This is a genomic window from Microcoleus sp. AT3-D2 (assembly GCF_036705715.1).
Taxonomy (GTDB): Bacteria; Cyanobacteriota; Cyanobacteriia; order Cyanobacteriales; family Microcoleaceae; genus Microcoleus.
In genome coordinates, this window is the sequence record NZ_JAUBVE010000024.1 from 1 (window position 1) to 19635 (window position 19635).

Genomic DNA, 19635 nt, shown 5'->3' on the forward strand with positions numbered 1-19635 from the left:
AATACGTCAATATACTTACACAGAGAAAATCATTTAGGATTGATCTAGATAGAGAAAATCATTTAGGATTGCTATAGCTGAAGCATTTTATAAAAAACACTTATCCTTTTGGCGCTATGGCCACCATTCAACCAGCAAATCTAAGTATAAACTTAAGAATATTGTTCAAGGCAAAACCATAGATGTCTGTCTTCTGTTCGACATCAATGTTAGGTTTGAGCGACCCAGTCTCTCTCCTTGAGACACTCTCCATTCACAGGGGAATTTCTGACAGGTATTTCCGTAGCGGCGGGCAAGTTCCCGCCACTGCCACACACATTCGATCAGCATGGAGCGGACACTATGAACAAGTTTGACCCAACTAAACTGCCGACCAAATTTGTCAACACCAGCGAAGGCTGGCTAGTGCAGGTATATAGCGCAGATCGCCGCCTGCTCTGCGTGCTCGATTCGTCTCACGCCTGGACTTTTTTGTTGGGCTGTGGCTTCGGTCTCCTACTGGCGGTGGGGTGGTTTAACCTCGCCAGTTACAGTCCGTCCACGACTTATGAGCCGGCAACAACTCCCCCCGAAATGTCGATTGATTAGCTCAGCCATTGCTAGAAGATTGGTGTCAACGCAACTCTTCCGATTTGGCTGATCCCATACCGTCCTCGGTGCAATATCCGTGTATAGAGAAAATTCTGCGATCGCAATTTACACTGACCATAGATATACGGGTTTCTGAGAATAAAAGGAAAACTTATGATTTGAATTTGAAATTACTTGGCATATCCATGTAAAGCGATCGCAAATTTGTGCGAAATTAAGGATATGACTTAAGTACATAGAATTTTGGGTCTTAATAGGTATTGATCTATAGAAGTTACTGCGGGACAGCGACACCTTCTAGCCCCATTCGGAGAGCGACCATCTCTGAACCTTCTGCTGACAGGTGTTCGCCTAACACCTGTCGGCAGGGTTGAAGCGCTGCACCCTTACTTCTTAAAGCTCACCGATCGCAATAATCGCTCTTTTTTAGAGGAGGCAGAAGGAGGTATTCATGGATTTTTTGTCCTTGTTTTTAATGGACTTCGTTAAGCAGTTGCAGTCCCCAACACTCGGGTTTTTGATTGGTGGTATGGTCATTGCCGCCCTTGGTAGCGAATTAATAATTCCAGAGGCGATTAATCAGATCATCGTCTTCATGCTGCTCATGAAAATCGGTCTGACCGGTGGTCAGGCGATCCGCAATTCCAACCTGACGGAGATGGTGATACCCGCAGCGTCTGCTGTAGCAGTAGGGGTTCTTGTGGTATTCATCGCGCGCTATACGTTGGCTAAGCTGCCGAAGGTCAACACCATAGATGCGATTGCGACCGGGGGATTGTTTGGTGCTGTGAGTGGCTCTACCATGGCTGCAGCCCTGACACTACTGGAAGAACAAAACATGCCATACGAGGCATGGGCTGCCGCACTCTATCCCTTCATGGATATCCCAGCGCTCGTAACGGCGATTGTGGTGGCCAACATTTATCTCAACCAGAAGAAGGGTAGTGCAGCAGCCCACTCTACCGTGCAGGACTCTTTCAGCAAGCAGCCCGTTGCAGCAGGCGATTATCCCGATCAGCAGGATTATCCCCGCAACCGGCAAGAGTATCTCAGCAAGCAGCAGAAGCCTGCGGATAATCGGGTCAAAATATGGCCGATCGTGCAAGAAAGCCTCCAGGGTCCTGCCCTATCGGCAATGTTGCTCGGCATTGCTCTTGGTCTGTTCACCCAGCCGGAAAGTGTCTATAAAAGCTTCTACGACCCCCTCTTCCGCGGCTTGCTTTCGATCTTGATGCTGGTCATGGGTATGGAGGCTTGGTCAAGACTTGGCGAACTACGTAAGGTGGCCCAGTGGTACGTCGTGTATAGCGTAGTGGCACCGCTGCTGCATGGGTTCATCGCCTTCGGTCTCGGCATGATTGCCCACTACACCACAGGATTCAGCCTGGGCGGTGTTGTGATCCTGGCCGTTATTGCCGCCTCCAGTTCAGACATCTCAGGTCCGCCCACGTTGCGAGCCGGGATTCCGTCGGCCAATCCCTCCGCCTACATCGGCGCATCCACAGCCATCGGTACACCCATTGCGATCGGCGTGGCAATACCGCTCTTCCTCGGGCTTGCCCAGGCGATAGGCGGCAGCTAATCCCAGACGGGTCGCGGTCTGTCGGCGCTCCCTTGACCCGGCAGACCAAGCGACTCAATATATTAAGATCAACATACGTAGGTAAGGAGGTAACCAATATGCCCAAGCCAGCCAAAAAGCTTGTCATCGTCACGGAAAAGATTCTGCTGAAAAAGATCGCCCATATCATCGAAGAATCCGGGGCAACGGGTTATACGGTTGTGGAAACCGGCGGTAAAGGCAGTCGCAACGTGCGCTCGTCGGGACAACCCAGCGTTTCTGACACCACGGCGAATATAAAATTCGAGGTGCTCACCCCGGATCGGGATATGGCGGAGAATATTGCGGATCAGGTCGCAGTGAAGTTTTTCCTCGATTTTGCGGGCATGATCTATATCTGTGACGCGGAGGTACTGTACGGGCACAGTTTCTGTGGACCAGACGGCTGTTGAATCGAGACGACACAAACCTAAAAAGCCGGGGCATGACCCCGGTTTTTAGTAGCCAGACGGGAATCCCCACACTATATCGCTTCGATTAGTGTGGGATGAAAGTCGCGTTTCGCTGTGGATTCCACCGTCAACCAATTCAAAACTATGTTTTGAGCGGTGGGCGGGTGGATGACGAGACAAACAAACTATTTATTTAATGGGTCTATTTTCTCCTTTGTACTTGACAGTAAATAACGCATTCTGGTACAGTAACACTAATTGATGCGTACCGACTGCGATCCAATATTTGCCAATTAATGAGAACGGCTTACCAGTACAAACTACGTCCAACAAAACAGCAAGTCATTGAGCTAGACAGATGGCTATCCATGCTGTCTGCCCAATACAATTACCTGTTGGCTGATAGATTTAATTGGTACGAACAAAATCGCTCTCCTGTTAACGCCTGCCATCTCGTCTGTTATCTACCTGAACTGCGAGACAATCCCGATTATTGCTCGCAAAAGAAAACGTTACCTCAACTCAAGAAAACACATCCTTGGTATAGCGAAATATATTCGCAAGTCCTTCAGGATGTAGTTAAGCGAGTTAAGACAACATTTGACCGTTTCCTAAAAGGTGATAGCAGCGGAAAACGCAGCGGAAAACCTCGATTCAAAGCTCGCAGCCGCTATCGCACCTTTACTTATCCGCAAATGAAAGAGGGATGCTTACAGGACAACTTGATTAACTTGCCGATGTTTGGGAAAGTTAAAGTTGTCTTGCACCGTCCTATCCCTGACGGGTTCAAAATCAAAACCGCATCTGTCACCAAGAAAGCTGATGGTTATTACCTTACGCTCTCCCTAGAAGACAAGACAGTTCCAGAGATAAAGCCAGACTTTAATCCTCGCTCGATAACAGGTATTGACGTGGGATTGAAGGATTTTTTGACAACATCTGAAGGCGAAACAGTCGCTATTCCCCAATATTACCGTAAAGAACAAAAATGCTTGCGAACTATTCAAAAGCGAGTGTCACGTCGCAAAAAGGGGAGCAATAGCAGGCTTAAAGCTATTAAGCAACTGGGCAGACAATACAAGAAGGTTGCAGATAAAAGAAAAGATTTCCACTTCAAGACAGCTAATTGGCTGCTGTCAAAATATGACGTAATCGCACACGAGGATTTAAACATCAAAGGTCTAGCTCGTACAAAGTTGGCTAAATCTGTGTTGGACGCTGGGTGGTCAAGTTTTCTGTCGATACTGACAAACAAAGCCGAAAACGCGGGTTTGTTGGTTGTCCCAGTAAGTGCCCATAATACTTCACAAGATTGTTCTAATTGTGGCGAGAAAGTACCAAAAAAGCTGCATATTCGTTGGCATGACTGTCCTCACTGTGGGTGCAGTCTAGACCGTGACCATAATGCCGCAATAGTAATCAAAAATAGAGCGGTGGGGCAACCCGTTCTTAAAGCTCAGTTAACGTCCTATGCAATAGCAGGAGTCACTGAGAAGCCTACACCATACTCTACTCAGTTGGTGTAGGAGTTGTCACTAGCCGTATTTCTTGCCTGCGGGACTTGGGTCTCAGTTGCAGTCCCCAACGCTCGCCTTTGTGATCGGTGGTATGGTCATTGCCGCTTTATCTAAATTTGAAACCGGAGTAATTTAAACGGAGATTTGGTGTCCAGATTCAAACGTTTAAAGAAATGGTTAACTCTTGAGAACAATTCCGGGAATGAAAATCCTCAAGATCAACGAGGACGCCTTGATCGCCTTAACTGTTGAAGAACAAGTTTTAGTGACCTTGGAATATTGGCGAGAATATCGAACCTATTTTCATAGGGGGACAAATTGGGGAGTATCCGGATCAACGATTTGCCGAATTGTAACTAACATTGAATCAACTTTAATGAAAACGGGGAAGTTTGGTATTCCTGGGAAAAAAGCATTGTTCAAAGGTTTTGGGCGTCACCAAAGTTGTGGTAATGGATGTCACAGAAACTGCTATCGAACGAAAAAAACAGAAAAAATACTATTAGTCAAGAAAAAAAGCCACAGCCTAAAAATGCAAATGGTCATTAATCAAGAAAGTAAACAGATTATTTGCCTAAATTTTGGACTGGGGCATTGCCACGATTTCAGCTTGTTAAAAAAAAGCAATGTTCATTTCTATCCCTCAAGCGATAGTTTACAAGATAGTGGCTATCAAGGGATAAAAGATTATCGCTTTAATAGCTCGACTTCTAAAAAGAAATCTAAAAAGGCGAATCTTTCTCTTTTAGAAAAAGACTATAATCGAGCTTTAGCCCAGGCTCGAATAGTGATTGAATATGTTAATAGGAGTCTAAAAGTTTTCAAAATTTTGTCAAGTCGTTATCGAAATCGTCGCCGCCGTTATGGTCTCTGTTATAATTTGTAGTCAGCACTTTACAATTATGAGTTAGCTCTCAGGTCTAAAATTCAAAAGCTTTAATTATAACATAGATTTTTTTTTGCAATAGGTCTAATATGAAATTACAGACTCGCCCCGGTACCAACAAAATCTCTAATGTTCAAATCGCGTTCATGGCGACAGAGGCGCTGTGGAATAATAAGTTGCGTACCAGTTTAACTATGCTGGGCGTAATTATTGGGATATCTTCGGTAATTGCCATTACTTCGGTGGGACAGGGAGTACAAAAATCAACTGAAGAACAGTTAAAGGCTTTGGGTACAAATGTGCTGTTGGTTTTATCCGGCGCTTCGCGATCGGGCGGTGTCAGTCAGGGAAGCGGTTCTGCTACTACTCTTACTTGGGATGACGCTAGGGCGATCGGCAAACAAGCTCCCGCAGTTAAGGCGATTTCGGCTTATTTGCAGCGTCAAGTGCAAGTGGTTTATGCCGGACAAAATTCATTTACTGCTATTTTGGGTACAGATTTAAACTATCCAGATGTCAAGAACATTCAACCCCAAGAAGGACGGTTTTTTAATGAGGATGAATTGAATGCTGCTGAGCCAGTAGTTGTCCTGGGGTCTAAGGTGCGGGACGAACTTTTTGGACCCGGAGCTAATGCGCTATCCTCCGATATCCGCATTCAGGGAAACCGCTACAAGGTGATTGGAGTGATGGAAAGCAAGGGGTCTGTAGGGGGAACCGATCAGGACGATCGAGTGTATATTCCCCTCAAAAATATGTCTTCGCGGATTGTGGGGAGAAATTCTTTAGCGGGGATTGCGATCTCTGGTTTTTGGTTGGAAACTGCCGACGAATCGGATTTAGCTGATGCTCAATTTCAAGTAGAAAATATTATGCGCTTGCGCCACAATATTTATCCACCACAACCGGATGATTTTCGAGTTGTAAATCAAGCTGAGATAGTTAATACTTTCAGCAATGTGATAGGTTTATTTACGGTGATGGTGGGTTCGATCGCCGGAATTTCTTTGGTGGTTGGCGGCATCGGTATTGCTAATATTATGTTGGTGTCTGTTGTGGAACGCACTAAGGAAATCGGGATTCGCAAAGCGGTAGGCGCTACTAATGCAGCAATTCTAATTCAATTTATGGCGGAATCTATTTTAGTTTCCACGGTGGGGGGAACGGCGGGAATTGGGTTGGGAGTTGCGATCGCCTTTGGGGCCTCGACAGCGTTTAAATTTCCGTTTGTGGTTTCTGTATGGTCGATCGCCGCAGGTTTTGGGCTGTCTTTTACTGTAGGCTTATTGGCGGGAGTATTGCCGGCTCGGAATGCGGCTCGCTTAGATCCGATCGCAGCTTTGCGGAATGATTGAAGTTAGTGACGTTCGACCCCGTTAAATTCAACAGTCTTGGACGCACGAGTGGTCAGAAACCGGGTTTGATTGACGATCGGACTTCGTTGTCGGCCACAGATTCGCTAACGGGACTTAGACAAAAACAAGGTCAAAAATGGCTGCAAACGGGGACAGGTAAACGGTTTGAGCTTGAATTGAACTCAGTCGATAATTGACAAGGGTTTCACCTCTGATATCAAATCCGCGCTCGATCGTCGGGCGTAAAATCGAGTTAACAGTTAACAGTTAACACTCAACCATCATTCAGTTTTTCGACTGACAGCCAACAACCAACAGCCAACAGCCAACAGTCAACAGCCAACAGTCAACAGCCAACAGTCAACAAACTCTTTCCCTTACCTAGACTGCGTTTCAGGTAGTTTAGGGGCTAGAAAATGTCTAAGTGCAATTAGAAATAATATACGCTAATTCAAATATAATAACCAAAACCCCTTATCCAACAGGCAATTTCCATGTTAGAAGCATTGGTATTGGCAACAGTATTTTGCGGATTTTTTGGTATCATCTTTAAAAAGAACCTGCTCATGAAAATCGTCTGTATGGATGTCATGAGTACAGGGGTTATCGCCTATTACGTGGTGGTGGCATCGCGAGAAGGCTTGCTGACACCAATTATTTCAAAGGGGAAAAATGTTGTCGCTTACGCCGATCCGGTTCCCCAAGCGGTGATCTTAACGGCGATCGTGATCGGCTTTTCAGTTCAGGCTTTAATGCTGGTCAGTGTGATGAAACTGGCACGAGATAATCCGACATTAGAAAGTAACGAAATCGAGATGAATAATACCCCATGAATACCCTGACGCTAGCCTGGATAGGACTCCCGTTTTTTGTCGGGTTTAGTATTTATTTGATTCCGAAGCTTGACAAGTATCTCGCCATATTCGGAGCGATCGCATCTGCTGCTTTTGCATGCGAACTTTTTACGATTCCGTCAGCGGTGACGCTGAAGTTACTGGATAATTTCAGCGTGACTTTGCTAGTCGATAGCTTGAGTGGCTACTTTATCTTAACCAATGCCTTAGTCACGGCAGCGGTGATTATCTACTGTTGGCCCACAGATAAGACGGCATTTTTTTACGCACAGATTCTCATGGTGCATGGCAGCCTGAATGCAGCCTTTGCCTCTACGGACTTTATCAGTTTATATGTGGCGTTAGAAGTCAGTGGCATTGCGGCGTTTCTCTTGATTGCCTATCCTCGCACCGATCGCTCGATTTGGGTAGCTTTGCGCTATCTATTTATTAGCAACACGGCAATGCTGTTTTATCTAGTCGGTGCCGTGCTGGTTTATAAGGCAAGTAATTCGTTTAGTTTTGCCGGCTTGGGTGCAGCGCCCCCAGAGGCGATCGCCCTGATCTTTATGGGGCTCTTGGTTAAGGGAGGTGTGTTTGTATCGGGGTTATGGCTACCGTTAACTCACTCGGAATCAGAAACGCCAGTGTCGGCTTTGCTGTCAGGAATTGTAGTTAAAGCCGGGGTATATCCCCTCGTGCGGTGCGCGCTGATGGTGGAGGAGGTGGCACCTATCGTCCAGATTTTCGGAGTCGGGGCGGCGTTTATGGGCGTGTTCTATGGCATCTTTGAAAAGGATACCAAGCGGATGCTGGCGTTCAGCACGGTTTCGCAGTTAGGTTGGATTCTCGCAGCCCCGCAAGTGGCAGGCTTTTATGCCCTCGCCCACGGCTTGGTCAAATCGGCGCTATTCCTGATTGCGGGTTCTTTACCCAGCCGCGACTTTAAGGAATTGCGACAAAAGCAGATCAATACTAAGCTCTGGATTGCCTTAGTCGTGGCTAGCCTTTCGATCTCAGGCTTTCCCTTTTTGGTTGGCTTTGGGGCAAAGATGTTGACTTTGAAGAATTTGACACCCGCTTATGCGACAGCCATGAATGTGGCAGCAGTAGGAACTGCTATCCTATTTGCTAAATTCATCTTTCTGCCCCGTGGTGGAGAAGCAAAAAAATCAAAATCTGGTTTTTTGCCTGCGGTGTTGCTGTTGCTAGGTGGGCTGATTGCAGCCAATGCCTTTTATGTTCAGGCTTATACGCTGGAAAATATGCTTAAGGCGATCGCCACCGTCGGTGTTGGTTGGTTAGCCTATTTTCTAATTTTTCAACGCACGGCAATCAAACTGCCACGTATGCTTGAACAATTCGATCACTTGGTCGGTTTTATGAGCTTGATTTCGCTCCTACTATTCTGGATGGCATTCTCAACATGATTGGACAGCTAATATTAAGACTGACGATCTGGTTTCTACTCACAGCCGATTTTAGTTTGGCAAATATTGCGATCGGCATCATCATTGCTTTCCTGTTGCCGCGCAGCTACGCACCCCCGGAACCTTTGAGGGAATGGTTGGGGGTGTTCGGTAAAATATTGAGGGCGATTCCGATAGCTTATATAGAAGCTTTTGAACTCATCTTCCGCCCCCATAGACACGAAGATGTGATCATGGAAAAAGTGCCAAACCATCGATCGCCCTTGCTGATCTTCCTAGATGTCTTCGTGATCACTTTTACTCCTAAGACGATTGTTGTGAAATATCACGAAGAGGGTTTTTACGAAGTACACCGAGTGCAACGGACATCAAACACCTAGCTCAAGTTTCTTTCTGAATGATTTAACCGCTCTTGACGCCGAGTCAGAGAAGAGAAGAGAGAAATGAATAATTCCGATTTAGCTAAGTAAGAAAAATCAGGAGTCCACACAATTGAACAACTTGAACAACTTGATTCTAATTGCGATGATTCTGGCTCTGCTCATACCCATGTACGAGGTATGGAAAGATCATGATATCTGGCAAACAATGTTGGCGTTTGCCAGTATCTCGACGAAAACGGCAATCATCGCTCTCGTCATATCCGTCTGGCGCGATGATTGGATGATCGGTGTGGTGGCGGCGATTATCCTCAGTGTGGGTGAAGCTGGATTGATGTTGTTGGCACATATAATCAAACGTATCAGTGAACCATGATCGTAATAGATGTATTGAGCTATACCTGCATCGGTATAGGGATTTTTTTCTGGTTTTGGGGTACTTCTTACCTACTTGGGAAGCGATCGGTTTTATATAAACTGCACAGTCTTTCGGTAGCAGACACGCTTGGGTCAATGTTGATCGTCGTCGGATTGCTGCTGCAAATACCCAGTAAATGGCCCCTGCTGATTCTGGCGATCATTTGCTTAGCCACCTGGAACACAATGCTGGGATATGTGTTGGCCCATTGTTCCAAAACAGGGACTGACTATGAACGATAATAGCTACATTTATGTCCTCGTCGCTCTGCTACCCTTAGCTGCTGGTATGGTGGTATTTCAGGTCAATCCATACCACGCATTGCTACTGCGGGGGGTATTGGGAGCGATCGCCGCCTTGGTGTATACAATTTTAGGCGCGGGGGATGTGGGATTGACCGAAGCCTTGATGGGCACCCTGCTCGCGATTACACTTTATGCAGTGACGGTGCGTTCATCCCTCGTGCTGCGTCTGGGTGTAATCGAAGAGGGGACAGAGGGCGATGCTATACCAAACGACAAAACCGCAGGTGATTTTAAGCAACTGATAGATGACATTCGCAGAGTTTTTCATAAACGCCATGTGCGCCTGGAACTGGTTCCCTATGCGACTACAGAGGCATTGCAGCGGGCGTTGCTCGAAAAAGAAGTTCATGCAGCTTGTGCGCCACAAGACCAACTAGAACACAGCGGCGAATCGCAACTTTATAACACCGCAATCAGAGTTCGGCGTGTCTACGACATCATGCAAACCGAACTTGCACCGGGGACAACCCTAACCTATGTAAATACACCAGACGCAGAGGACAAGCATTGATGAAGTGGGTTTACTTTTTATCAGGGATAGCGCTGTTTGTCAAAATGCTGCTCGTCGCCAATCCCACAATGGAGTTATCGCAGCAAAGTTCGATCGTCGAATTGGTTGTTCAAGATAGTGGAGTATCCAATGCGGTTTCCGGTATCATTTTTCGAAATCGGCTGTACGACACGATCTTTGAAGTCGTGGTATTTACGATCGCCATCTTGGGTGCAAGTTTCATGCTAGCCAATGAACAGCCGTCCTGCGCCATATATCAGTTTACCGATCAACCATCGATTATTTTGGCGCGATTGGGAGCGACGATTGCCGCGTTGGTGGGTATCGAACTAGCAATTCGCGGGCATTTAAGTCCAGGCGGTGGTTTTGCGGCGGGTGTAGCGGGGGGAACTGCGATCGGCTTGGTGGCTATTACCTCATCACCGCAGTGGATGCAAGAAATCTACCAGCGCTGGCACGCGGCGACTTTGGAGAAGGTTTCGGTACTTGTTTTCATTGTATTGTCCGTTATCACTCTGTCAGGATATGAGTTACCGCACGGAGAGTTAGGCACACTTTTCAGCGGTGGCATTCTCCCCTTGCTCAATATCCTGGTTGCAGTCAAAGTCGCATTAGGATCGTGGGCAGTGATGTTGGTGTTTATTCGCTATCGCGGATTGCTATGACAAATGTTCCTAGCTCAAATCCATTGGCATCGAAATTATTCATCTCTCTCATTCTCTGACTCTGTATCCTCTGTGTCCTCTGTTCTTTGCGGTTTAATCGAAACTTCCCCGCTTTGGGGCAGGGCTGTTTCATTCTAGAATTTTAGCACAGCTAAAATTCTGAATGAAAATATTAATGTCAGGCTCGAACCCTAAAAAATCAACTATAGCAATCCTTGCAGGAGTCGTAAACTTTTTACCCTACCCCAACCCTCCCCTTATCAAGGGGAGGGAGTAAGAAATTCACAAATGATTTAGGATTGCTATATCAATTTTATTGATAGTTGAATGAACCGTTTTTCTTACTTTTTAAAGAATTGAAAACTTTATCTTTTTAATTGTGAGCAGATGATTGAGATATACAATTTTAACTGAGGAAAAATATCAGATTTTATAATTCATAGTTTAGTCACCTCTGCCCGATTCTTAATGATGAAAAGCCAGCCTAAAAATCGGTAAAAATTACAGCACTTCCCTATGCTATGTGGTACAGTAACAACAATCAGTGAACAAATTTTTTAAAGGGCTATAATTCATCAAATCGAGGGCAACTTCTATTATCCTATCAATCATTGCTGGGGTCTTGGGAGCAAAACTTCGCAAAAACGATTTAAGCTGTGATTACCACATTTCAATAGGATTAAAATCGGGAGAGTAGGGTGATAAACAAATAACACGCGCACCGACAGCTTCAATCATTAGTACAATTGAGGTGAGTTTAGGGGAAGATAAATTATCCATTACTACTACCGCTACCGGCGGCAATTGAAGGCATAAAAACTGGTCAATAAATAAACTAAATGCTGAACCATCTATTGAATCATCCATTGTTATTACTGCCCGAACTTTCTTCAGACTAATTGCGCCAATAACTGTGACTTTAGCCTCTGCATAAAATGGCTTGATTCCACCGACTCTTCTCCCTATCTGTGAGCGGGCATGAGTTCTAGCCAAACAAGTCCATCATCCCCGTTCCCGGAGAGAGATAAAAGGTTCTCGGTCTCGATATTTTTCATTTTTTCCCAATACTCAACTCTCAACTTTTGTACTCTGTCTGTTCCAGCTTGGCTACTACACCAGGTTTTTTTGATCCGCTCAATAATTCGGGGTGAATTGCTCAAAGATGCACCTCAAATGACGCACAATCGCTCCTAAGTGGGTAGTCCGCCCCGAATTATTGAGCGGATACAAATGTGCAACAGCTTACTCTGTTACTTACACAATTACGCCCTCTAATTCACCGAATTCGATTTGAGTTTCCAACGCCAAAGTCAGGGTACTTTCAGGTTCTACCATTTTTATATCACCTTGAATGTCGGTAGCCCACCAAGCGCGATCGGACACATTGGTCAATCCTAACGAAAGCTCGTTTCTCGATCGAGAAGTGACTATAGCTACAAGGCCGTTAGATGCTGCGGCTGTTAAACTCGGTATGTCAGAGGTGAATAATTGAGTTCCCGCACTCAGAGGAATAACTCGATTGCCTAATTTTAGGGAAAATTGTCTGCTGGTAAAAGAATTTACTGCGGGATGATCTGATATAAAGGTAGGCGGAATATTTGCCGGTGTTGGGGCTGGCAAGTCAGAATTTCCTACTGTAATTGTACAGTTGCCGATTTTCTTTTGGTCGCCCGATCGCAAATAACTCACCGCCCCGCTATCAACATTCTCGCAAACAATTTGACCTGCTTCTAATTGAAACCGCATAGCCAAGGGCGAAACATTAGGAATGCAGATAATAGACAAATTTTCATCACTGCCAAAAGTCACTGGTTCCGAACCCAGAGTGAGAGTGCGATTTGCTCCCGTATCGTAACTAATGACCAGCCAAGCTTTGTTGAACAAAGTTTCAGCTACAACCAACATAATTCCAATCCAAAAACCGATCGCAGCACAGCCAGCTAAACGGCCTGCTGTACCGGATAGATTGTAAGCAAACAGAATAAACAAACAGCCGCCCAACACACCCCCAACACCGCCGCCTCCCATGCCGCGAAGCGCCCCCAAATTAGGAATCCGCTGTGCAAGTCCAAGTCCTAACAAACTGCCAGCTATTCCCCAGCAAATTACTCGCAATAATTCATTGTTTCCGTCGCCAATTCCGCTGTAAATACCTTCGGCGATCGCCCCAGAAATTGCTCCTGCTATTAAACCAAACAATCCGCCATTTTTTAAAGCTTGTTTAATTTGAGGCTTGCCTTTGATATAGTAATAATAGCCGAACATGATAGCAGTAGCAATGCCACCGCCTACGAGCCCAAACCAGCGAGCTGTGGACAATACACTGTCAACAACAGATTCCGAACCAGTGAGCCCCTGCATGAAAGGTTCGGTGATTAGATTGCCGGCGAAACCGCCGACAGCACCGCTAATGCCAAACTGTAAAGCTTTTTTAAGGGCTGATAGATTTCTTTTCACGGCGCACCAGATTAAAAGTGAGAGTCAAATCTAGCTACAAGGTCGAAAGTCATGATTTCCGATGATTCAGATATCTTGCACCATTATCAAGAACAGGCTTTCCGGCCTGTTCGACAAACATAAAGAGTGAGTTTTCTTGCGGGGAGTAGGGGTTGAACCCCAGAGCTCGCCCGTCCAAAACTTATTGAGAATGCTGCAAGATGTGAGACGATCGCACCTCTCCCCCTGTCTCCCTGCTGTCTCCCCCCATCTCCCGCTTCCCTCCCTCTCAGGGCCAAGCCTTTGAACCTCGCGCCCTCGCCCGTCACCACTCATGCAGCGAGGTCTAGATCGCCTGCAACCCTTGCTGCTAAATAATTTCAGATAGTTCTTTCCGGTGATATTTTAACTTCTCAGACCCAAGCGAGGGCCCAAATATGAAAAGGAATGTTACAAACTATTACAGTAACACTCAGAATGTGAACATAATGCCTCAAAATACTTGCGAGAGGTAGTTGTGTCAGAGAAGCAATATCCTTACTAACTGCCGGACAGTCACTCGATCGCCACTAAGTGGCCTGCTGCAATCTTGATCATAAATTAAAGATCGCATCAGTCATTTATGGTATTGTAAGCGACAGGCTTAGTGCGAGCACTCACAACCGCACCGGCGTGAAGAACCAGCGCCGTTAAGCACCGAAGGCAGTCACCCGCCAACAACTTCAACAGTTGCTGACTGTGGAAAGTCCAGCCTTCCCCGTCAAAGCTCCTGCCTGAGCAGGAAAGATACGGGACGCAAGCGCCCGCCTTCGCTAGCTCAGCGCAGAGCAGTTCATATAGCAAAATATCCAGCGGGTACACACAAGATGAGTATCGTCACCAAATCAATCGTCAACGCAGACGCCGAAGCTCGCTACTTGAGCCCAGGTGAATTAGATCGGATCAAGAGCTTTGTCACCTCTGGTGAACGCCGCGTCCGCATCGCCCAAATTTTGAGCGAATCCCGCGAACGCATCGTCAAGCAAGCAGGCGACCAACTTTTCCAAAAGCGCCCTGATGTTGTTTCTCCCGGCGGCAACGCTTACGGCGAAGAAATGACCGCAACTTGCTTGCGCGACATGGACTACTACCTGCGTTTGATTACCTACGGAATCGTAGCTGGCGACATTACTCCGATCGAAGAAATCGGTATTGTCGGCGTCCGCGAAATGTACAAATCTCTCGGAACCCCGATTGAAGCCGTCGCCGAAGGCGTTCGCGCTATGAAAAATGCAGCAAGTTCGCTGCTGTCTGGAGAAGATGCTTCCGAAGCTTCCTCTTACTTCGACTACGTTATCGGTGCGATGCAGTAAGGAATTTCGATTTTAGGTTTTCGATTTTAGATTGAAAAATTGGGGGTTGCCGGCAACAAGCTAAAAGTTTTTGCAAATAACCAGCCAGTTAAAAATCTTAAATCCCAAATCCCAAATTCCAAATTCTAGCTCCAAAATTGGACTGACTCAGCCACTTTCTAGGAAACAAGACAACCATGCAAGACGCAATTACCGCCGTTATCAATTCCTCTGACGTTCAAGGTAAGTACCTGGACATCAGCGCTCTAGACAAGCTCAAGAACTACTTTGCTTCTGGCGAACTGCGCGTCCGCGCCGCTACAGCCATCAGCGCCAATGCAGCCACAATCGTCAAAGAAGCAGTTGCTAAGTCTCTGTTGTACTCTGATGTAACTCGTCCCGGCGGCAATATGTACACCACTCGTCGTTATGCAGCTTGCATCCGCGACTTGGACTACTACCTCCGCTACGCCACCTACGCTATGTTGGCTGGCGACCCTTCCATCCTCGATGAGCGCGTGCTCAACGGTTTGAAAGAAACCTACAACTCCTTGGGCGTGCCCATCGGTTCTACCGTACAAGCAATCCAAGCAATGAAAGAAGTCACCGCTGGTTTGGTCGGTTCTGACGCTGGTAAAGAAATGGGCGTCTATTTCGACTACATCTGCTCAGGCTTGAGCTAAAACTCAGGAAGAAGGAAGAAGAAAGAAGGAAGAAGAAGGAAGAAAGAAAAATACTTATTTCTTGCCTCTTTTAACTTTTAACTTTGGACTTGTTACCTTTGCCTTTGAAAAGAGGTCAGGGAAGTTGAGAGTGATTGCTAGACCGTCAAAGGCTTGTCGAGAAAGCCCGACGAGTTTTAACGAGCTAGTTTTGACTCCTAACTCCCTGCCTTCAATCTTTAAAAAATCCATCTAATAATCTGTAAACCTACTCAGGAGTTCGTTTCCCATGAGAATGTTTAAGGTGACTGCTTGCGTCCCAAGTCAAACCCGCATCCGCACTCAGCGCGAATTGCAAAATACCTATTTTACTAAGCTCGTTCCTTACGACAATTGGTTCCGGGAACAGCAAAGAATTATGAAAATGGGCGGCAGAATTATTAAAGTGCAACTGGCTACCGGTAAGCCCGGAGCTAATACAGGTTTACTTTAAGAGCCGAAGCTGGATTAGTAGAGGGGTAAGAGGTCGCTATGACCTCTTTTTTGTTGTTATAGCAGAAGAAAGAACGTCCAGCGTTGTTAATCTAATCATTGACAAATATTTCAATAAGCAGAAAGTATAACTGCGATTATCGCTAACAAAACAGCAAGCATTTGTGATAATGTAATAGCCTCTTTCAAGAATAAAGACGATAATAATATAGTAATCAGCGGGTAGATAGACGTAACACTCACCACATTGGCAACTTCACCTTTGCCAAGGGCTATAAAAAATACTAATGATGCCACCGTGCCAGCAACGCCAACTAACATGGCAAACGAAATTCCCCTAACATCTCCCTCAAAACTAAAATTATTAGTGTGAAAAATAATAAATAAAGTAGTTAAAATAGCGCCAATTGCTTCATAAACAAAAGCATTTTTGTAGTCAATATATTTAGTTGCTAAATTGCCAAAAAATCCCCACAAACCATATAATAGCGAGCAGATTAATGCGTAAATTAACCAATCTGGTACTTTAGCCATCTTTGTTAGAGTTTATTGAGAGCATTCTAAAATCCTATGGCTAATGACATTCGACGCTTGATTCCCTTTTTTGACCCCAGCGCCTCTCAATGGGCCGCAGAGGCCCGGTGGCTGAGGTGGCTGACTTTTCTGTGGCTGTTTGTCGGGCTGACAGCATTGTTTTCGGCTTCCTATCCCATTGCAAATTATGAATTTGGAGACGGGCTTTATTATTTTAAACGACAGCTCATCGCAGTGGCGATCGGGCTGGCAGGCTTTAACTTGATAGTGTACTCCCCACTGCGCTACATCATGAAAACATCTCAGTTAGGCGTTTTATTGCTGCTGGGATTGCTCTGGTTGACCTTAGTTCCGGGAGTGGGAACCACAATCAACGGGGCGACTCGCTGGATATCTCTGGGCCCGGTTCCGATTATTCAACCTTCGGAGTTGATTAAGCCGTTTTTTGTTCTCCAAAGCGCCCGCATTTTCGGTAACTGGCCGCGGTTGACGAATAAAGTTCGCTTAACTTGGCTGTTAATTTTCGGTGCGATGCTGTTGGGAATTTTGTTGCAGCCAAATTTAAGTACCACAGCTTTGTGCGGGATGACTTTGTGGTTGGTGGCTTTGGCGGCGGGCTTGCCTTACTTGCAGTTGGGCGCAACGGCTATGGGGGGAATGCTTTTAGCCGTTTTAAGTATTAGTGTTAAGGAATATCAGCGCCGCCGGATTATGTCTTTTCTCAATCCTTGGGCTGATCCGATGCAAGACGGCTATCAGTTGATTCAAAGTCTCCTGGCTGTTGGTTCTGGGGGCATTTGGGGTGTGGGTTTGGGGATGTCGCAGCAAAAGTTATTTTATTTGCCGATTCAGTACAGCGATTTTATTTTTGCTGTGTTTGCTGAGGAGTTTGGTTTGGTGGGAGGTTTCTCGCTGTTGCTGATGTTGGCGGCATACTCTACTGTGGCTTTGAGGGTAGCGATGAAGGCTCGAAATATTGAGTCTCAGTTGGTGGCGATTGGGGTGATGGTGGTGATGGTGGGACAGTCGCTGCTGAATATTGGGGTGGCGACGGGGGTTTTGCCGACTACGGGTTTGCCACTGCCGTTTTTTAGTTACGGGGGCTCTTCGATGTTGGCAAGTTTGTTGTTGTCGGGGTTGCTGATTCGGGTGGCTAGGGAGAGTTCTGAGGCTGATGTGGTTTCTTTAAACGGCCTCCGTGGAAAGCCGGGAAAGCCGAAGTTGCGATCGAACAACGGCACTGCACAAACTGAATAATTTGTCAATAGCAAACTAACCCGGTTTTTGGCAAAAATCGGGTTAGTTTATTACTTAAAAACTACTGGCAGAATACCAATTTATAGGAACAGGTATTGTAGGGAAGAACACTGATTTTGAGAAAAAAAGAAGTCGGCGATCTTAAGGCAATTCGAGATTTATATCGTCACAGATGAATGTCGATCGACTATTTCCGCCCGTCACCCTTATTTGGCGGTTCTTCTTGTTCTTCTTGAGGTTTAGCTGTGATCTGAGTTAATTCTTTTTTGTCTGGTTGCGGTGTTTCTGGAGTTGAGTGAGCCATTGAGTTTTTTCCTAAATAGATGCACCGCTTAATTATATCGTTTGGGGCTGCAAAGATATTGCTGTAGATATCGAGAGGAAAATCAAGACGAACAATTCTCATGGAGTGGCATTTGAGCTTTAATAAGTGTTAGCAATATTTTGAGGTGTCAAGCGGATATTCAAACCAGAGGGCTGTCAAAAGTTATGAAACTGCAAAAAATTGGATTGTCGGCACTGATCTCCATCTTAGCGGCGCTGACTGTAGGTGAGTTTCGATTTATCCCTAATTCTCAATTTAAAATCATCAATTCTCAGGCCTTGGCTCAAACTCAAGCTCAGCGGAAAGTCGAAGCAGATCGACTGTTAGACCAAGGTCGTCAGCAGCTTCAGATTAGTCAATTTCAAGCTGCTTTGGAGTCTTGGCAACAGGCACTAATAATTTATCGAGAAATTAAAGACCGCCAAGGTGAAGGGTGGGCTCTGGGAAGTCTGGGAATTGCTTATCTTTCCCTCCGCGACTACGCCAAAGCGATCGAGTACACTCAGCAGGTGTTGGCGATCGCCCGAGAAATTAAAGACCGCGAAAGCGAGGGGAAATCTCTGGGAAGTCTGGGACTTGCTTACTTTTCCCTCGGCGACTACGCCAAAGCCATCGAGTACGCTCAGCAGTGGTTGGCGATCGCCCGAGAAATTAAAGACCGCGAAAGCGAGGGGAAAGCTTTGGGAAGTCTGGGAAATGCTTACTTTGTCCTCCGCGACTACGCCAAAGCGATCGAGTACACTCAGCAGTGGTTGGCGATCGCCCGAGAAATTAAAGACCGCCAAAGCGAGGGGAAAGCTTTGGGAAGTCTGGGAAATGCTTACTTTGTCCTCCGCGACTACGCCAAAGCCATCGAGTACACTCAGCAGCAGTTGGCGCTCGCCCGAGAAATTAAAGACCGCCAAAGCGAGGGGAAAGCTCTGGGAAATCTGGCAAATATTTACTTTTCCTTCGGCGACTACGCCAAAGCGATCGAATACCAACAGCAGTGGTTGGCGATCGCCAGAGAAATTAAACACCGCCAAGGTGAAGGGTGGGCTCTGAGAGATCTGGCACTTGCTTATCGTTTCCTCGGCGACTACGCCAAAGCGATCGAGTACAGTCAGCAGTGGTTGGCGATCGCCAGAGAAATTAAACACCGCCAAGGTGAAGGGTGGGCTCTGAGAGATCTGGCACTTGCTTATCGTTTCCTCGGCGACTACGCCAAAGTCATCGAGTACACTCAGCAGCAGTTGGCGATCGACCGAGAAATTAAAGACCGCCAAAGCGAGGGGAAAGCTCTGGGAAATCTGGGAAATGCTTACTTTTCCCTCCGCGACTACGCCAAAGCCATCGAGTACCAACAGCAGTGGTTGACGATCGCGCGAGAAATTAAAGACCGCCAAAGCCAGGGGGCGGCTCTGGGAAATCTGGGAATTGCTTACCTTTCCCTCGGCGACTACGCCAAAGCCATCGAGTACACTCAGCAGGGGTTGGCGATCGCGCGAGAAATTAAACACCGCCAAAGCGAGGGGAAAGCTCTCGGAAGTCTGGGAATTGCTTACCGTAACCTCGGCGACTACGCCAAAGCCATCGAGTACACTCAGCAGTGGTTGGCGATCGCGCGAGAAATTAAAGACCGCCAAAGCGAGGGGAAAGCTCTCGGAAGTCTGGGAATTGCTTACCGTAACCTCGGCGACTACGCCAAAGCCATC

At 46.4% G+C, this 19635-nt stretch carries 21 protein-coding genes and 1 pseudogene; 18 read left to right on the forward strand and 4 right to left on the reverse strand.

Annotated elements, in window-relative coordinates; genetic code table 11:
* The first annotated feature begins 342 nt into the window (after positions 1-342).
* The 13 genes and pseudogenes from QUB44_RS12950 (at position 343) to QUB44_RS13010 (ending at position 10904) form a co-directional block, all read left to right on the forward strand.
* Complete coding sequence (locus QUB44_RS12950) at positions 343-588, forward strand: hypothetical protein (protein ID WP_333367720.1); 246 nt, start codon at positions 343-345, stop codon at positions 586-588.
* A gap of 454 nt (positions 589-1042) precedes the next feature.
* The gene (locus tag QUB44_RS12955; RefSeq protein ID WP_333367723.1) at positions 1043-2173 is read left to right on the forward strand and encodes a sodium-dependent bicarbonate transport family permease; all 1131 of its coding nucleotides are present in this window, start codon (positions 1043-1045) and stop codon (positions 2171-2173) included.
* A 98-nt stretch (positions 2174-2271) separates the two neighbouring features.
* On the forward strand, positions 2272-2604 hold the full coding sequence (locus QUB44_RS12960; protein ID WP_333367726.1) for a P-II family nitrogen regulator: 333 nt from the start codon (positions 2272-2274) through the stop codon (positions 2602-2604).
* Positions 2605-2900: 296 nt separating this feature from the next.
* Positions 2901-4130, forward strand: a complete 1230-nt coding sequence (locus QUB44_RS12965; RefSeq protein WP_333367729.1) for a transposase — start codon at positions 2901-2903, stop codon at positions 4128-4130.
* A 122-nt stretch (positions 4131-4252) separates the two neighbouring features.
* Positions 4253-5004 (forward strand): annotated as a pseudogene (locus QUB44_RS12970) (transposase family protein); the annotation flags it as partial.
* A 92-nt stretch (positions 5005-5096) separates the two neighbouring features.
* The gene (locus QUB44_RS12975; protein ID WP_333367731.1) at positions 5097-6362 is read left to right on the forward strand and encodes an ABC transporter permease; all 1266 of its coding nucleotides are present in this window, start codon (positions 5097-5099) and stop codon (positions 6360-6362) included.
* A 494-nt stretch (positions 6363-6856) separates the two neighbouring features.
* Entirely contained in the window at positions 6857-7195 is a 339-nt protein-coding gene (locus QUB44_RS12980; protein ID WP_333160895.1) for an NADH-quinone oxidoreductase subunit K, read from the forward strand.
* On the forward strand, positions 7192-8625 hold the full coding sequence (locus QUB44_RS12985; protein WP_333367734.1) for a cation:proton antiporter: 1434 nt from the start codon (positions 7192-7194) through the stop codon (positions 8623-8625). Before QUB44_RS12980 ends, QUB44_RS12985 begins: the two co-directional genes overlap by 4 nt.
* Complete coding sequence (locus QUB44_RS12990; RefSeq protein WP_333160891.1) at positions 8622-9005, forward strand: Na+/H+ antiporter subunit E; 384 nt, start codon at positions 8622-8624, stop codon at positions 9003-9005. Before QUB44_RS12985 ends, QUB44_RS12990 begins: the two co-directional genes overlap by 4 nt.
* A 145-nt stretch (positions 9006-9150) precedes the next feature.
* Positions 9151-9381 carry a hypothetical protein gene (locus QUB44_RS12995; protein WP_333160917.1) on the forward strand — a complete coding sequence of 77 codons (231 nt, stop codon included), beginning with the start codon at positions 9151-9153 and terminating at the stop codon, positions 9379-9381.
* Positions 9378-9665: a monovalent cation/H(+) antiporter subunit G gene (locus QUB44_RS13000; protein ID WP_333367737.1), complete on the forward strand. Its 288-nt coding sequence runs from the start codon at positions 9378-9380 to the stop codon at positions 9663-9665. Before QUB44_RS12995 ends, QUB44_RS13000 begins: the two co-directional genes overlap by 4 nt.
* The gene (locus QUB44_RS13005; protein WP_333367740.1) at positions 9655-10239 is read left to right on the forward strand and encodes a DUF4040 domain-containing protein; all 585 of its coding nucleotides are present in this window, start codon (positions 9655-9657) and stop codon (positions 10237-10239) included. Before QUB44_RS13000 ends, QUB44_RS13005 begins: the two co-directional genes overlap by 11 nt.
* Positions 10239-10904 (forward strand): Na(+)/H(+) antiporter subunit B, encoded by a 666-nt coding sequence (locus QUB44_RS13010; protein WP_333367743.1) that lies wholly within the window; start codon positions 10239-10241, stop codon positions 10902-10904. The genes QUB44_RS13005 and QUB44_RS13010 overlap by 1 nt, the downstream gene beginning before the upstream one ends.
* A 660-nt stretch (positions 10905-11564) precedes the next feature.
* Here QUB44_RS13010 and QUB44_RS13015 read toward each other — a convergent pair.
* Together QUB44_RS13015 and QUB44_RS13020 are read right to left on the reverse strand one after the other, a co-directional pair.
* Positions 11565-11897, reverse strand: coding sequence for a transposase (locus QUB44_RS13015; protein WP_333367746.1), 333 nt, complete (start codon positions 11895-11897; stop codon positions 11565-11567).
* 261 nt (positions 11898-12158) lie between these two features.
* Positions 12159-13361, reverse strand: a complete 1203-nt coding sequence (locus tag QUB44_RS13020; RefSeq protein WP_333367749.1) for a hypothetical protein — start codon at positions 13359-13361, stop codon at positions 12159-12161.
* A gap of 845 nt (positions 13362-14206) precedes the next feature.
* Here QUB44_RS13020 and apcA point away from each other — a divergent pair.
* The 3 genes from apcA (at position 14207) to QUB44_RS13035 (ending at position 15826) form a co-directional block, all read left to right on the forward strand.
* Positions 14207-14692: an allophycocyanin subunit alpha gene (gene apcA / locus QUB44_RS13025; RefSeq protein WP_333367753.1), complete on the forward strand. Its 486-nt coding sequence runs from the start codon at positions 14207-14209 to the stop codon at positions 14690-14692.
* A 176-nt stretch (positions 14693-14868) separates the two neighbouring features.
* Positions 14869-15354 (forward strand): allophycocyanin subunit beta, encoded by a 486-nt coding sequence (gene apcB, locus QUB44_RS13030; RefSeq protein WP_006634930.1) that lies wholly within the window; start codon positions 14869-14871, stop codon positions 15352-15354.
* A gap of 268 nt (positions 15355-15622) precedes the next feature.
* Positions 15623-15826: a phycobilisome linker polypeptide gene (locus QUB44_RS13035; RefSeq protein ID WP_006634929.1), complete on the forward strand. Its 204-nt coding sequence runs from the start codon at positions 15623-15625 to the stop codon at positions 15824-15826.
* Between the two features lie 110 nt (positions 15827-15936).
* Here QUB44_RS13035 and QUB44_RS13040 read toward each other — a convergent pair whose 3' ends face one another.
* Positions 15937-16359: an EamA family transporter gene (locus tag QUB44_RS13040; RefSeq protein WP_333367756.1), complete on the reverse strand. Its 423-nt coding sequence runs from the start codon at positions 16357-16359 to the stop codon at positions 15937-15939.
* 36 nt (positions 16360-16395) lie between these two features.
* On the opposite strand from QUB44_RS13040, the gene QUB44_RS13045 reads away from it, so the two are divergent.
* On the forward strand, positions 16396-17616 hold the full coding sequence (locus QUB44_RS13045; RefSeq protein WP_333367758.1) for an FtsW/RodA/SpoVE family cell cycle protein: 1221 nt from the start codon (positions 16396-16398) through the stop codon (positions 17614-17616).
* 187 nt (positions 17617-17803) lie between these two features.
* Here QUB44_RS13045 and QUB44_RS13050 read toward each other — a convergent pair whose 3' ends face one another.
* Positions 17804-18022 (reverse strand): hypothetical protein, encoded by a 219-nt coding sequence (locus tag QUB44_RS13050; protein WP_333367761.1) that lies wholly within the window; start codon positions 18020-18022, stop codon positions 17804-17806.
* 83 nt (positions 18023-18105) lie between these two features.
* On the opposite strand from QUB44_RS13050, the gene QUB44_RS13055 reads away from it, so the two are divergent.
* Positions 18106-19635 (forward strand): tetratricopeptide repeat protein (locus QUB44_RS13055; RefSeq protein ID WP_333367765.1); only part of this gene is annotated, 1530 nt, incomplete at its 3' end.